General features: G+C 66.4%; 10 protein-coding genes. 3 read left to right on the plus strand and 7 right to left on the minus strand.

From position 1 onward, the window contains the following. Positions 1-9: 9 nt before the first annotated feature. From PU724_RS19925 to PU724_RS19940, 4 genes are all read right to left on the minus strand, one after another. Positions 10-1,359: a putative bifunctional diguanylate cyclase/phosphodiesterase gene (locus PU724_RS19925; RefSeq protein ID WP_127309285.1), complete on the minus strand. Its 1,350-nt coding sequence runs from the start codon at positions 1,357-1,359 to the stop codon at positions 10-12. Positions 1,360-1,459: 100 nt separating this feature from the next. Beyond that, the gene (locus tag PU724_RS19930) at positions 1,460-3,271 is read right to left on the minus strand and encodes a GtrA family protein (protein WP_354420505.1); all 1,812 of its coding nucleotides are present in this window, start codon (positions 3,269-3,271) and stop codon (positions 1,460-1,462) included. A 193-nt stretch (positions 3,272-3,464) separates the two neighbouring features. Beyond that, positions 3,465-3,863 (minus strand): GtrA family protein, encoded by a 399-nt coding sequence (locus PU724_RS19935; protein WP_135859347.1) that lies wholly within the window; start codon positions 3,861-3,863, stop codon positions 3,465-3,467. Beyond that, positions 3,860-5,095, minus strand: a complete 1,236-nt coding sequence (locus PU724_RS19940; protein WP_135859346.1) for a glycosyltransferase family 2 protein — start codon at positions 5,093-5,095, stop codon at positions 3,860-3,862. Before PU724_RS19940 ends, PU724_RS19935 begins: the two co-directional genes overlap by 4 nt. 273 nt (positions 5,096-5,368) lie before the next feature. On the opposite strand from PU724_RS19940, the gene gshB reads away from it, so the two are divergent. After that, positions 5,369-6,319: a glutathione synthase gene (gene gshB / locus PU724_RS19945; protein ID WP_354420506.1), complete on the plus strand. Its 951-nt coding sequence runs from the start codon at positions 5,369-5,371 to the stop codon at positions 6,317-6,319. On the opposite strand, the gene PU724_RS19950 is transcribed toward gshB, so the two are convergent. Next, positions 6,316-7,515 (minus strand): Ig-like domain-containing protein, encoded by a 1,200-nt coding sequence (locus tag PU724_RS19950; RefSeq protein WP_354420507.1) that lies wholly within the window; start codon positions 7,513-7,515, stop codon positions 6,316-6,318. The two genes, gshB and PU724_RS19950, sit on opposite strands and share 4 nt — an antisense overlap. Between PU724_RS19950 and PU724_RS19955 the strand changes: the two genes are divergently transcribed. Further along, positions 7,505-7,906, plus strand: a complete 402-nt coding sequence (locus tag PU724_RS19955) for a hypothetical protein (protein WP_354420508.1) — start codon at positions 7,505-7,507, stop codon at positions 7,904-7,906. The genes PU724_RS19950 and PU724_RS19955 overlap by 11 nt on opposite strands. Before the next feature lie 198 nt (positions 7,907-8,104). Beyond that, positions 8,105-9,634: a YifB family Mg chelatase-like AAA ATPase gene (locus PU724_RS19960; RefSeq protein ID WP_354420509.1), complete on the plus strand. Its 1,530-nt coding sequence runs from the start codon at positions 8,105-8,107 to the stop codon at positions 9,632-9,634. 284 nt (positions 9,635-9,918) lie between these two features. On the opposite strand, the gene PU724_RS19965 is transcribed toward PU724_RS19960, so the two are convergent. Next, positions 9,919-12,093: a malate synthase G gene (locus PU724_RS19965; protein WP_354420510.1), complete on the minus strand. Its 2,175-nt coding sequence runs from the start codon at positions 12,091-12,093 to the stop codon at positions 9,919-9,921. Between the two features lie 243 nt (positions 12,094-12,336). Further along, positions 12,337-14,358, minus strand: coding sequence for a hydantoinase/oxoprolinase N-terminal domain-containing protein (locus PU724_RS19970; protein ID WP_354420511.1), 2,022 nt, complete (start codon positions 14,356-14,358; stop codon positions 12,337-12,339). Positions 14,359-14,766 lie beyond the last annotated feature (408 nt).

The following is a 14,766-nucleotide window of genomic DNA, read 5'->3' on the forward strand; positions in this document are numbered from 1 at the left end:
GAACGGCGTTCAGATCGCCTTGGCGTGCAAGGCGCCGCGATAGGAATCGCGCAGATAGCCGAGCGTGGCGTCGGCATCGACCGGCTTGCCGAACAGGTAGCCCTGGCCGCCGGCGCAGCCGAACTGGACCAGGCGGTCGGCCTGCGCCTCCTCCTCGATGCCCTCGGCCACGACATCCATGCCGAGCCCCTCGCACATGGCGAGGATGGCGCGGATGATGTGCTCGGACGGGCGGTCGTCGAGGATCGAGGAGACGAAGGCACGGTCGATCTTGAGCTTGTCGAAATGGAATTCGCGCAGGCGCCCGAGCGAGGACTGGCCGGTGCCGAAATCGTCGAGCGAGACGCGGATGCCGACGCGGCGCAGATCCTCGACGATCTTCTCGGCCGAGGCCGGATCGTTCATCAGGCCGGTCTCGGTGATTTCGATCTCCAGCCGGCGCGGATCGAAGCCGGTGCGGTCGAGGATCGCCAGTATGTGCAGGCCGGTGTTCTGGTCGACGAGCTGCGACGGCGACAGGTTGAAGGACAGGAACAGGTCCTTCGGCCAGCTGCGGGCGGCCTCGGTGGCCTTGCGCAGCACCAGCTGCGACAGCGGACCGATGATGCCGCGCTCCTCGGCGATCGGGATGAACACGGTCGGCGGCACGGTGCCGAGGTCGCGGTCGGTCCAGCGCGCCAGCGTCTCGAAGCCGATGGTGCGGCGGGTGTTCAGGTCGACGATGGGCTGGAAATGCGGCTCGACCTCGCCGGCCGAGACGGCGCGGCGCAGCGCCTGCTCGATGCGGGTGACGCGCTTGGCCGCCTCCTCCATCTCGCGTGTGTAGACGACGACGCGGCCGCGGCCGGAACGTTTGGCATGGTAGAGCGCGGTTTCGGCCTTGTTGAGCAGGATGTCGGTGGTCTCGTCGCCGGAATAGAACAGCGAGCAGCCGACCGAGGCCGAAAGCCTGGCGGTGCGCTCGCCGACGTCATAGGGCGCCGACAGGATCTCGATCAGCATGCGCGCCTTTTCGGCCGCCGCCTCCTCTGAGAACACCATCGGATAGAGGAAGGCGAACTCGTCGGCGCCGATGCGGCAGACGGTGGAATAGCTGTCCATCGAGGCGCGCAGCCGCATCGCCACCTGGATCAGGATATCGTCGCCGGCCTTGTGGCCGAACAGGTCGTTGATCGGCTTGAAGCCGTCGAGGTCGAGGATGCCGACGGTGAAGGGCGCCGGGTCCTCGGAACGGTCGCTGATAAGGCGGTCGACCTTGTCGAAGAAGCGGCGATGATTGCCAAGCCCGGTCAGCGGATCTGTGAAGGCCAGATCCGTGTTTTCCCTGCCTGCCTGCCCGGTGGCAAACGTCGTTTGCATCGGTGTTCCTGTTGCACGTCGGAATTTGCGGTGAGACTGGCAGGAAACCCTTTAGGAAACGTATCGAGAAATCGATTTTCTCATGCGCCGAAACGGCGGTTCAACCGCCTTCGCGCACGCGGTAGAGTTCGATCGGAGCGCCCCGGCTTTCGGCCACCGGCTCCAGCCATTCCGGCACCCGGCCATCGATCAGACCGGCCAGAAAGCCCTTCGGCGCCTTTTCGGCGAGAAGCTGGCTTTCGACGCTGCCGCGACAGACAGCGACCAGGCCGACATGATGGCTTTCGACGATCGCCCGCGCATCGGCGTCCGAGCCCAGGAAAGCATCGAGCGCCAGAAGGTTTCCGGCGATGTTGCGATGGTAGGGTCCGGAAAACACGCGATGTCCGGTATAGGCCAGGATCGGCGAGCCGAGATTGGAGATCGCCAGCACCGTGGTGCCGGGCTGCCCGGCGAGGGCCGCGAAGGAAGCCTTGCTCTCGCAGTTCCTGTCGACGCCGGCGTCATCGGCCTTGACCGGCTCGAAGGCCGACGACATCGCCGTGGCGGTGCCGGCCCAGAGCGCGTTCACCGACAGCAGCCAGGCCGCGACCATGCGCAGCGAGACGCTTCGCGAAGGGCTGACCTCGACCCGCCGGCGCCATCTGGCGATCCATGCCGAGAGCGGGATCACGGCAAAGCCGATCGAGAAGGTCGAGCCGCGTATCTCCCAGGCGCTGACCAGGAAGGCGACGATGAGCAGGGCGCCGACGAGGCTGTCCTGCCGGCGCCGGCCGCCATGCGCGAGGCGCAACGCCATCACCACGATGGCCAGCAACGGCGTCGCATAGCGCGCGGCCACACTGGCCGGCTTGTGAACGAGCAGCGTGAACAGCGACTGGGCTTCGTCGATGTGATCGAGCCACAGTTCCTTGAGGCGTGGATCGAGACCGGCATAGGGTGCGGCGAGACATTGCGGGAAGGCCACCACGACGACCGCGGCAAGCGTTGCGGCGAGCAGGCCGATCGCCAGCAGCCGGCGCTGCCAGCGACTGGCCACGGCATCGATCGAGGCGGATGCCGCCAGACCGATGCCTGCAATGGCGGCGACAACGAATTGCGCGATCGAAAAGGCGTCGCATTGAGCCTGACCCCAAGCGGACATCGGGACGGTCGTCACGAAGACCAACGCCGACACTCCTGCGAAGCCGAAACCGAAATTCCTGGCGATCTGCCTTTCCCGCACGCCGTCGACCAGAAACAGGACAGCGACCAGGGCGCCGATGGTGCCGGCATAGGGCGCGCTTTCCATGCCGATGGCCAGCGTCAGCGCCGCGCAGACGCCGGCGGGCAAGGCCATCCATTTGCGGGCGGGTGCATCGAGCAGCAGGCTGAGGCTTGCCATGGTCAGCATCACCTGGACATTGTGGTGATCGAGCGAACCCGGTGAATAGATACCGATGAAGTGGTAGGCGGCGGCGCCGACAACCACGGCCGGGAGCACCGCGCCGGCGCCTCCGACACTGCGTGCGGCGCGCACCGTGAAGAACAGCGTCAGCCAGAAGAGCAGGGCCGGCCAGGCCACCTGCACGACCTGCTCGGCAAGCGGCCTGCTGCCGGTCAGGGCCGACATGATAAGGATGCCGAGGGCCAGCGGCGCGTCGAGCAGCCGCGACCAGTGCATGACGAAACCGCCTTCCGGCCCCATCCTGTACTGGTGCATGTCGAACCAGCCCTGGCCACCCAGCAGGTCGCGGACCTGGACCAGCTGCAGCAGGCTGTCATTGTCGCCGCCGGCGTTGGCCAATTCCGGGAAACCGGCATGGGCGTTGACCAAAAGCACCACCAGCGTGGCGAGCAACGCCGCCACAAGATCCATGCGCCAGGAACGGGCGGTTTCCCCGGCAGGAATCGCGGCATTTGCAGCGGTCATGGATCGACTTTCGGGCGAGTGGTCGGCGCCGCAGGCTAGCGCCGCACGCTTCACAAAGCGTAAAGCGCGCGCGCAAATGCGCTAGAGCCGGATGATTTCAGGTCGTCGACCTGAAATCTGAATCCGACTCTAAATCAAAGAGATAGAGCATGATGTCGCCCGAAAACCGCTTCACACTTTTCGGCATCATGCTCTAGCCGCGTGCCGGAAACACCCAGAGCGACGACGCGACATAGCTCAGCGCGCTTGTCGCGACCGTGGTCAGCGCCGACATGGCAAGCGGCGACAGGCCGAAATGCGCAACCGCCACATGCGAGACAAGGCCGGAAAAGACGGCGCATCCGAGCTGCAGCGCGAGATAGCGCGGCAACGCCGTGGCGTGATCGTGCTCGCCGCCGAAGGTCCAGCCGCGCTGGGCTGAATAGGCGACGACGAAGGCGATCGCGTAGGCGGCGGCACTGCCGACGAACGGCGAAAGGCCGAGCGAAACCAGCAGCCACGACAGCACGAACAGCAGCAGGGCCGCGCCGACGCCGACCACCAGGAAGCGGAACAGGCGCGTCTGGACGAAGCCCGGCAGCGCGTCGATCATTGGTTCTCGCCTGCCGGCAGTTCGCTGGACGGGCCGTTTCGCAGCCGCTTGACCGGAATTTCCAGGACGCCGAGCAGGAATGCCGAGAAGAAGGCCTGGAACGAAATGACGACCAGGCTGAGGCCGAGCACGACGATGCGCGGGATTTCGGAATCGTCCAGCGGGCCGAAGCCGAGATGCGCCCAGCGCAGCACGGCGTAGGCGCAAAACGCGAAGCCGCCGGCAAAGCAAATGCCGGCATTGGCGGCGAGACGATCGGTGCTGATGGTCCTGGTCAGCCAGTCGGACCTGCGGCTGCGCGGCAGGATACCGGTGACCTCGGCATAGTAGCGCGAGATGACGCCGAAGGTGATGAGCTGCACGCCGGTGACGATCATGAAGCAGGCGGCGACGAAGGTGTTGAGGTCGAGCGACAGATTGTTGATCACCCTGAGCGGCCCGAACACTAAAAGGGCAGCGAACAGCGTGCCGAGGCCGCCCAGCACCATGCCCGGAATGAAGAACATCCAGCGCGGATTGTAGACCAGCAGGAATTTCAGGTGCCGCCAGCCGTCGCGCCAGGTCCTGAGATGCGGCGGCCGGCTGCGGCCGTCGGGCTTGAGCGTGGTCGGCACCTCCTCGATGCGCAGGCCGGCAAGCGCGCCGCGCACCACCATCTCGCTGGCGAATTCCATGCCGGTGGTCTGCAGATCGAGCTTCCTGATGCTCTCGGCATTGAAGCCGCGCAGGCCGCAGTGGAAATCGCCGGTCTTGATGCGGAAGAACAGGCGGCCGATGAAGCTCAGCACCGGATTGCCGAGATAGCGGTGCAGCGGCGGCATGGCGCCGGTTTCGATGCCACCCCGGAAGCGGTTGCCCATGACCAGGTCGGCGCCGTCGCGCAGGCGCGCCACGAACGCGTCCAGGGCGCTGAAATCATAGCTGTCGTCGGCATCGCCCATGATGACGAAGCGGCCGCTGGCGGCGGCGATGCCGCCGAGCAGCGCCGCGCCATAGCCCTTCTGCGGCACCGGCACGACGCGGGCGCCGATCGCCGTCGCGATCTCCTGGGAGCCGTCGGTGCTGCCGTTGTCGGCAATCAGCACCTCGCCCGCTATGCCGGCCTTGTCGAGGAAGGCCTTTGCCTTGCCGATGCAGACGGCAAGCGTCTCGGCCTCGTTGAGGCACGGCATCAGGATGGTCAGCTCGAGCTGCTTGGTCTGGGCGGCACGGATAGTTGTGACGGCGTTCATGGTTCTTGTTCCATCAAGGACCGGGTCCGGCGTCGGCAGGGCCGGGCTCATTCGAACCACCCTTGCATGGCAAGGCTTAAGAAAACGATGACGCGGGTTCTCGCCTTGTCTGCAATCGCCCGGCCGGTTCGCGTCTGGCTGATGCGATCTTCAAAATGTCGCGATTGGCAGAGCCCGCCGATTTCCTTATATCGGCGGCATAGTTTCAAAGTGTTGGAGCGCACTTTGCCCGTCCAAACGGACACACGTCGCTCCATTGTGCCGGAGACCCCTATGCCGCTGAACATCGCCGTCCAGATGGACCACGTCTCCACCGTGTCGATCGCCGGTGACACCTCGTTCGCGCTGTCGCTGGAGGCGCAGCGGCGCGGCCACAAGCTTTTCCACTACACGCCCGACCGGCTGTCGATGCGCGATGGCAGGGTGTTCGCGCGCATCGAGGAGATGCAGGTGCGCGACGAGAAGGGCAGTCACTACTCGCTCGGCGAGAAGGTGCGCACCGACCTGTCGGAGATGGACGTCGTGCTTTTGCGGCAGGACCCGCCCTTCGACATGAACTACATCACCACCACGCATATCCTCGAGCGCATCCATCCTGGGACATTGGTGGTCAACGATCCGGCCTGGGTGCGCAACAGCCCGGAAAAGATCTTCGTCACCGAATTTCCGGACCTGATGCCTGAGACGCTGATCACCAAGGATCCGCAGGAGGTCGCGGCCTTCCGCAAGGAGTTCGGCGACATCATCGTCAAGCCGCTCTACGGCAATGGCGGCGCCGGCATCTTCCATCTGCACGAGGCCGACCGCAACCTTGCCTCGCTGCTCGAAATGTTCGGCCAGATGTTCCGCGAGCCCTATATCGTGCAGCGCTATTTGAAGGACGTGCGCAAGGGCGACAAGCGCATCATCCTCATCGACGGCGAGCCGGTCGGCGCCATCAACCGCGTGCCGGCAGAGCACGATTCCCGCTCCAACATGCATGTCGGCGGCCGCGCCGAGAAGACCGAGCTGACGGAGCGCGAGCGCGAGATCTGCGCCCGCATCGGTCCGTCACTGAAGGAGCGCGGCTTCATCCTGGTCGGCATCGACGTCATCGGCGACTACATGACCGAGATCAACGTGACCTCGCCGACCGGCGTGCGCGAGGTGCAGCGCTTCGGCGGCGCCGACATCGCCAGCCTGTTCTGGGACTGCGTCGAGGACAAAAGGCGATCCCGCGTCTAGACCACGAAGAAGTCGTCCGCAGTGAGCCAGGTGCCCGGGTCCACGGTGGCGAACCGGACGGCCGCCGCCCCACCCGCCCCGTCCTGATCGAACAGCAGAGCGCCGGTCGCGTCGTCATAGATGATGTGGTCGCTGTCATCGATGGCCTCGCTGCCGACCGTGAAGACGGCAGCGAAAAGCGGGCCGGCCGACAGCCCGACGAATGCGGAGCTGTCCAGCCGAAATACATCGTCAAGCGCGTTGAAGTCGACGATACGGTCGTAGTTCGCCGGTCCGAGTGCGTCGAACACGAAGACATCCCGGCCCGCGTCGCCGGCCAGCAAGTCGCGGCCGGCGCCGCCATTGAGGATGTCGTCGCCAGCGCCGCCGCGCAGGTCGTCTGAGCCGGCGCCGCCGTCGAGAACGTCGTCGCCCGTATCGCCGCGGATGCCGTCGGTGCCCGCACCGCCGCTTATCGCGTCGTTGCCGGCGTCGCCCTTCAGCCAATCCGTGCCAGCGCCGCCGATGATCGTGTCGGCGCCGGCGCCGCCGAACAGCTGGTCGTGGCCGGCGCCGCCGTCGAGCGTATCGTTGAACGGGGTGCCGCTGATGCGGTCGCCACCGCCGAGCGCGGCGACGAGCACGGCATGATCGTAGCCTCCATAGTTCACGACATTCGTGACGTCGCTCAACGCGATGGATTCGGCCGGTGGCGTCACCGCGATCGTAATCGTCGCCACATTGCTGTTGCCCTGGCCGTCGGTCGCGTAGACCGTGAAGGTGTCGGTGCCGACGAAGCCGGCCTCGGGCGTGTAGTCAAACAGATTGCCGCTCAGAAAGTCGGCATGATAGTGCAGGCTGGAGCCGTAGTGCCCCTGGTGAAACGGGTAGTAGTTGCCGTCGAAACTCGTGCTCTGCTCGAGGGTGCCGTGGTCCGGCCCGTCCACGACGACAAAGCTCAAGAGATCGTAGTCGGCGTCCGCGGCGCTGAATTTGATGTCGTCGAGAAACTGCCCCTGTGAAACCGACACGTTCAGATCGGCGGCGGTGGGCGCATGATTGACGAAGCTGTCGGGCTGCTGCGCGCCGCCTTCCAGGATGATCTGATGCTGCCCGTACTGCGTGTTTTCGCCGCCGAAATATTCGTTCGCGCCGATCCATGTCACCGTGATGGTGTCGGGGCTGTCGGCGTTGACCGAGACAATCTTGGCCGACATGAAAGCGGCCTGGTCGGACAAGGTGCGGATAAGATTGCCGTCATTGTCGAAGACCTGCGTCTCCACCGTCGTCCAGGTCTCGGTTCGGCCCTCGTTGGTTAAGCTGGTGATGGTGAAAAAGCCGTCGAAGACATCGACCGAAGCCAGGTCGATCCCACCGAACGGGAAATCCGGCTTTGCTCCTATTGGCCCGATCACATCGCCGTCGGTTTCGGTAATGCTGAAAAGGACCGCGTCAGGGCTCGGATTGGGATTGTCGGCTTCTTCCCATACGGTGAGCTCGCTGCCATTGCTTAAGGTCGGCATCCTGTCTTCCTCGCCTTCGCGCCTGGACGTGCTGTGGATGCCCCCCGATCCCAACGATAGCATCGTACGCGCGTCGGATCGGTGACAAACCCGGCCGCGTCCCGCCTTTTTGCCAATGTGGTTAATTATGTGTGTCGAGCGCGACTCCGTTGCTCAGTTGGCGTCGGTATCTGTTCTCGTAATGTTCTTGATCAATCCGAAAATCTGTGGTTGTCTTGGCTGACCCCGCTCGCCGCCTGATCGCAGGACCGGCGGGCGGACAGGTATCCGGGGGCAGAGCAAGATGGTGGCGCGGGTTCGCACGGTCGCTTTCCAGGGCATCGAGGCCGTGCCGGTCGATGTCCAGGTGATGATCGCGCCTGGCAAGGTCGGCATGCATATTGTCGGCCTGCCGGACAAGGCGGTGGCGGAGAGCCGCGAGCGGGTGCAGGCGGCTTTGCATGCCTCGGGCCTGTCGATGCCGTCGAAGAAGGTCACCGTCAACCTCGCGCCGGCCGACCTGCCCAAGGAAGGCAGCCATTACGATTTGCCGATCGCGCTCGGCCTGATGGCGGCGCTCGGCGCCATTCCGGGCGACATGCTGGCCGGCTATGTCGTGCTCGGTGAATTGTCGCTCGACGGCACCATCGCGGCGGTGGCCGGCGCGCTGCCGGCGGCGATCGGCGCCAATGCCGAGAACAAGGGCCTGATCTGCCCCTTCGCCTGCGGGCCGGAAGCGGCGTGGGCCGGCAAGGATTTCGACATCCTGGCGCCACGCAGCCTGATCGCCGTCGCCAACCATTTTCGCGGCACGCAGGTGCTGTCGCGGCCCGAGGCCGGCATCCAGCTCGCGGCGCGCGACCTGCCGGACCTCGCCGACATCAAGGGCCAGGAGAGCGCCAAGCGGGCGCTGGAGGTGGCGGCTGCGGGTGGCCACAATCTGCTGATGGTCGGGCCTCCAGGTTCTGGAAAGTCGATGCTGGCGCAGCGGCTGCCGTCGGTCCTGCCGCCGCTGGCGCCGAAGGAACTTTTGGAAGTCTCGATGATCGCCTCGGTGGCGGGCGAACTCGGCGAAGGCAAGCTCACCGACCGGCGGCCGTTCCGCGCCCCGCATCATTCGGCCTCGATGGCGGCGATGGTGGGCGGCGGCTTGCGGGCGCGACCCGGCGAGGTCTCGCTCGCCCATCACGGCGTCTTGTTCCTCGACGAATTGCCGGAATTCACGCCGCAGACGCTCGATGCGCTGCGCCAGCCGCTGGAGACCGGCGACTGCGTGATCGCGCGTGCCAACCACCGCGTCACCTATCCGGCACGTATCCAGCTCATCGCGGCGATGAACCCGTGCCGCTGCGGCATGTCGGGCGAGCCCGGCTATCGCTGCCTGCGCGGCGAGCGCTGCCGCACCGACTACCAGGCGCGCATCTCGGGCCCGCTGCTCGACCGCATCGACCTCAGGATCGAGGTGCCGGCGGTCTCGGCCAGCGACCTGATCCGGCCCGACAAGGCCGAGAGCAGCGCTTCGGTGGCGCAGCGCGTGGCACGCGCCCGCACCATCCAGCGCGAGCGACTCGAGCGGCTTGGCGCGACCATGACCACCAATGCGCATTGCGCGCCTTCGGTCATCGAGGAGATCGCGAGACCCGACAGCGCCGGCCTGACCCTGCTCAAGGACGCCAGCGAAAAGCTCGGCTTTTCGGCGCGCGCCTATCACCGCGTGCTGAAAGTAGCGCGCACGCTCGCCGATCTCGATGCCAGCGAGACGGTCGGGCGGATCCATCTCGCCGAAGCGATTTCCTACCGGATGACCGCGGAGCGCATGGCGCAGGCGGCGTAGTCTAGTCCTTCTCCCCGTTTACGGGGAGAAGGTCCCGGCAGGGGGATGAGGGGCAGCGCAGGCGCTCATCCAGCCCCGGTGCAGCCGCCCGTCTTCATTTGGGGTCGCAAGGGGCATGTAGGGTGGCGCGGAATCCGATGGCCGTCGCGCCGCCCCTCATCTGGCTGCCGCCATCTTCTCCCCGTTAACGGGGAGAAGGACGCTCTCGCCAGTGGTTTCGCCAATCATCAAGGCCGCAGGCGCGTGCCACCGAGCCGGCGGCGTGAACCGAAACGGCCGCCACCCTACTCGGCCTTGTTCCGCGCCTTCAGCTCCAGCCGCCGCGCGTGCAGCACCGGCTCCGTATATCCGTTCGGCTGCACCGTTCCCTTGAACACCAGGTCGCAGGCGGCCTGGAAGGCAATTGAATTGTCGAAATCCGGCGCCATCGGCCGGTAGAGCGGATCGCCGACATTCTGGCGGTCGACGATGGCCGCCATGCGCTGCAGCGAATCCCTGACCTGGATTTCCGAGCACACCTTGTGGCGCAGCCAATTGGCGATGTGCTGGGAGGAGATACGCAGCGTGGCGCGGTCCTCCATCAGGCCGACATCGTTGATGTCAGGCACTTTCGAGCAGCCGACGCCCTGGTCGATCCAGCGCACGACATAGCCCAGAATGCCTTGCGAATTGTTGTCGAGCTCGCGCTGGATTTCGTCCGGCGTCCAGTTCGGCCGCACCGCGACCGGCACCGACAATATATCGTCGAGCCTCGCCTTCGGCCGGCTCTTCAGCGCCACTTGGACGGCGTGCACGTCGACCTTGTGGTAATGCGTGGCGTGCAGCGTCGCCGCCGTCGGCGACGGCACCCAGGCGGTGTTGGCGCCGGCCTTCGGATGGGCGATCTTTTGCTCCAGCATCGCCGCCATCAGGTCGGGCATCGCCCACATGCCCTTGCCGATCTGGGCATGGCCGGCCAGCCCGCATTCCAGCCCGGTGTCGACGTTCCAGGCCTCGTAGGCGGAAATCCACGCGGCCTGCTTCATGTCACCCTTGCGGATCATCGGGCCGGCTTCCATCGAGGTGTGGATCTCGTCGCCGGTGCGGTCTAGGAAGCCGGTGTTGATGAACACGACGCGCTCGCGGGCGGCGCGGATCGCTTCCTTGAGGTTGACGGTGGTGCGCCGCTCCTCGTCCATGATGCCCATCTTGATGGTGTTCCTGGCCATGCCGAGCAGGGCCTCGACGCGGTCGAAGATCTCGACGGCGAAGGCGACCTCCTCCGGCCCGTGCATCTTCGGCTTCACCACATACATCGAACCGACGCGGGAATTGGCGCGGCGGCCATTCTTGCCGACATCGTGCAGCGAAATCAGCGCCGTCAGCGCGGCGTCCATAATGCCTTCCGGCACTTCGTTGCCGTCGCGATCCAGGATCGCCGGGTTGGTCATCAGGTGGCCGACATTCCTGACCAGCATCAGCGAGCGGCCGGGCAGGGTCAGCGCGCCGCCGGAGGGCGCGGCGTAGGCGCGGTCGGGGTTGAGCTTGCGGACAAAGCTCTTGCCGCCCTTGCTGATCTCTTCGGCGAGATCGCCCTTCATCAGGCCAAGCCAGTTGCGGTAGACGACGACCTTGTCCTGCGCATCCACGGCGGCGACCGAATCCTCGCAGTCCTGGATGGTGGTCAGCGCCGATTCCAGGATGACATCGGCGATCCCCGCCGGATCGGTGCGGCCGATCTGGTTGGCGCGGTCGATGCGGATCTCGATATGCAGGCCGTTCCTGACCAGCAGCACCGCCTCCGGGTTGGCGGCATCGCCGCGATAGCCGACGAACTGTCTTGGATCGGCAAGCGTGGTGGAGCCGGCGCCCTCGCCCAGCCGCAGCATGCCGTTGGTGAACGAAAGTCCGTTGACGCCGGCCCATTTGCCTGACGTCAGCGGCGCCGACTGGTCGAGGAAATCCTTGGCCCAGGCGATGACTTTCGCGCCGCGCGCCGGATTGAACCCCTTGCCCTTCTCGGCGCCGCCGGTCTCGGGAATGGCATCGGTGCCGTAGAGCGCGTCATAGAGCGAGCCCCAGCGGGCGTTGGCGGCGTTGAGCGCATAGCGCGCGTTCATCACCGGCACGACCAGCTGCGGCCCGGCAACGACGGCGATCTCCGGATCGACATTCTGCGTAGAGACGCTGAAGGCCGGGCCTTCCGGCACCAGATAGCCGATCTCCTTGAGGAAGCTCTTGTAGACCTCCATGTCGAGCGGCGCGCCGTTTTGGCGATACCAGCCGTCGAGCTTTTCCTGCAGCGCGTCGCGTTTTGCCAGCAGCGCCCGGTTCTTCGGCGCCAGCTCGTGGACGATGGCGGAAAAGCCGGTCCAGAATTTTTCCGGCCCGATGCCGGTGCCGGGTGCTGCCTCGGCCGCCACGAAGTCATGCAGCTCGCGGGCGATCTGCAACCCGGCGGTCTCGATGCGGTCGGTCATCAGCACGTCTCCAGCTGTAGGCTTTGCCGGGCCTTTGGCATGTTTGGGGTTACGGGGTCAATTCGGCTTAGGGTGAAGGCGTCCTTCTCCCCGTTCACGGGGAGAAGGTGGCGGCAGCCGGATGAGGGGCGGCGCGGCGTTACGCAAAGTAGGCGGTGCTGCGAAATCACGTTGGTCGGCGCCGTCCCTCATCCGCCCTTCGGGCACCTTCTCCCCGTGAAACGGGGAGAAGGAAAGGGCGCCTCACACCGCAATCCTTGGCCGTCCCGATGCCACCGCCACCACATGCGCCTCGATGAACATGCGCTGGCTCTCGACGGTCGAGACCTTGAGCTCGGTGGCGACGTCGATCTCGGCGTTGTCGGTGCCGGCTTCCTTGGCACGCTCGGCAACGATTGCGCGGACATCGGCTTCGGCTGCGGCGATCGCCTTCGCCTCGTCGGTGAAGTCGCGCACGGTTTGGCCCGAGGCGAGGCGAAACAGGCCTTCCTTCGGCTGGCTGATCCGGGCCTCGGCCGAGACGCGGACCTGGCCGACGACGGCGCCGAGCGCGTTGGCGACGTCGGTATCGTCCGGCACGACGCAGCCATTGCCGACCAGCCGCGGCAGGCCGGCATAATGCAGCGGCGCCGAGGCGCCGAGGCCGATGACCGGGCGGTCGAGCGCGACGCTGAGGCGGGCGATGCCGGGATGGGCGTCGACGGCGCGCTGCACCAGCGCGTGCGCGACCGCGGCGGCGCCGTCCAGCCCGTCCTCGGTGAAGGCGGTTTCGAGGATGTATTCGGCCGACCAGCGCGTCAGCGTCACCAGCACGCGTTCGGCGAGCGCTTCCGGCGTCGCGGCGATCGCCTGGCCGCGGCCGTCGCGCTTGCGGGCGAACAGCTCGGCGCCGAGGCGCGCGGTGGCGGCATGCCAGTTGGCCTGCTTGCCGAGCACATGGGCAGCGTCCGACGGCGTGAAGCCGCAGATATGCACGAGGCCGCGCGCCACCAGCCGGTTCAGCGTGGCGTTCTGCGCGTTGGAAGAGAGCAGCCGGTCGAGCGCCAGCGGGGTGGCGCCGATCGCCTCGTAGAGTTTTGCCTCCGGCGCGGTGAGGCCCGCGGCAAGCCTGTCCGGCACGCCGGTGCGGACGGCGAAGCGGCCATCCATGCGGCCGGGGTTCGGCGCGCGCAGCTGCCGCTCCAGTTCCGATGTCACTGCTTCGCCATGCGCCATGCCGGCCAGCGCCAGCGGCACCAGGCGGCGCGGCCCGAGCAGGATCTTCGGGTTGAGCGCGCCGTCCTCCAGCGCCACTTCGGAATCGCCGCCGAGGCCGAAGGTGCGCATAGCCACCGCCTCGACCATGGTGCGGAAGCCGCCGACGGTGGCGCCTTCCGGATCGAGCCGCGGGCGGCCGCTGTCCAGCACGGCGACGTCGGTGGTGGTGCCGCCGATGTCGGAGACGACGGCATCGTCGAGGCCGGTCATGTGGCGGGCGCCGACGAGGCTGGCGGCCGGACCGGACAGGATGGTCTCGATCGGCCGCTGGCGGGCGAATGCGGCGGAAACCAGCGCGCCGTCGCCGCGCACCACCATCAGCGGTGCTGCGATGCCGCGCGCTTCCAGAAAGCCTTCGGTCGCCGCCACCAGCCGGTCGATCATCGAGATCAGCCTGGCGTTGAGCAGCGTGGTCAGCGCCCGGCGCGGGCCGCCGAGCTTGGCCGACAGTTCGTGGCTGGCGGTGACCGGCAGGCCCGTGATGTCGCGAATTAGGTTCCGGGCGCTTAGCTCGTGTGCCGGGTTGCGGGTGGCAAAGTAGGCGCAGACGGCAAAGCCCGACACCGAGCGCCCAAGCTCCGGCAGCGCGGCCTCGAGGCCGGAGAGGTCGAGCTTCGCCGCGTTGCCGTGCACGTCATGGCCGCCGGGGCAGAACACCACCGGATCGCTGCCGAGCGCCGTCTTCAGCCCGTCACGGGCGAGGTCGGCCTCGGAAAAGCCGATCATGACCAGCGCCACGCGGCCGCCCTGGCCTTCGACCAGCGCGTTGGTTGCCAATGTCGTCGACATCGACACCAGCTTGATCGCCGTCGGATCGGTGCCGGATTTCTGCAGCACCGCGTCGACCGCGCCGGAGATGCCGACAGCGAGGTCGTGCCTGGTGGTCAGCGCCTTGGCCTTGGCCAGCACCTTGCCCTTCGGCCCGCCCTCCTCCGCCCACAGCACGGCGTCGGTGTAGGTGCCGCCGGTGTCGATGCCGAGGAAGAGCGGGATTGGCTTGGCGGTCATTTTTGCAGGCAGTCCGGGCAAAAGGATTGGTGCCTGCCCTTAGCCGATATGGCGTTGCGGATAAAGCCGGGAGAGATAGGCCAAGGGAGGTGGGGGCTGGCGCGACGATGAGTTGCCGAACGCTGGCGGGACAGCGCCCCCCTCTGTCCTGCCGGACATCTCCCCCTCAAGGGGGGAGATCAGATGTCGCCTGCACTTTCGCCAATCGCCAACGCTGCAGGAGGGGCGCCGGCGCCTAAGCTGCCAATCTCCCCCTTGAGGGCAGGGGAATCGCATATGGCTTTTTGGGACTTGAAGTTGGGCTGAGAAGGGATTCTGTGAGCAGGCAGTCTTAACGAGGGAGAGACTGCCATTTCGAGCCTTGAAAGCTATTTCGGCGCCGTGCCTGATCCCCGCGCTGGTAACGCC

The sequence above is a fragment of the Mesorhizobium abyssinicae genome (assembly GCF_049887195.1).
GTDB lineage: Bacteria > Pseudomonadota > Alphaproteobacteria > Rhizobiales > Rhizobiaceae > Mesorhizobium > Mesorhizobium abyssinicae.